Below are 446 nucleotides of genomic sequence, written 5' to 3'. Positions count from 1 at the left end.
GGTTTGTTCAACAAAGAAATACAAGAAACAGGGAATGTTGTAATAAGCCAAGAAGAATTTAATAACTTTCAGAAACAAATACAAGCAGCACAAACGATTACAGAAGATTATGAGCGTATTAAGTCTGGTAAAGCGTTGAATGAGCTTAAAAATAAAAATAAGAAACTTAGACAAGAAAATAATAAGTTTGCAGAGGGATATAAAGAATTAAGAGATATTTGTGATAAACAACGTGAATATCTTAAATACGCTAATACCCTTATTGAAGCAATTAAAGAAATTTTTAGAAGATGGGAAGAAGTGCTGGGAAGAGAAAAATATTTGAAAGGGATGAACGCCTTAACGCAAGATAATACTCAAAGAAAAAATGGTTTTATGGCAATTGATAGACAAATACATCCAGAAAAATATGAAGAGAAAAAGAAAGAGAAAAAACGTGATAGGGG

1 pseudogene is annotated in these 446 nt (G+C 30.5%); it reads left to right on the top strand.

Annotation, left to right across the window (positions count from 1 at the left end):
- Window positions 1-446: pseudogene (locus SH09_RS16690) on the top strand (MobV family relaxase); the annotation flags it as partial.

Source organism: Staphylococcus gallinarum (assembly GCF_000875895.1).
Taxonomy (GTDB): Bacteria; Bacillota; Bacilli; order Staphylococcales; family Staphylococcaceae; genus Staphylococcus; species Staphylococcus gallinarum.
This window is presented reverse-complemented; position numbering and strand designations above follow the sequence as displayed.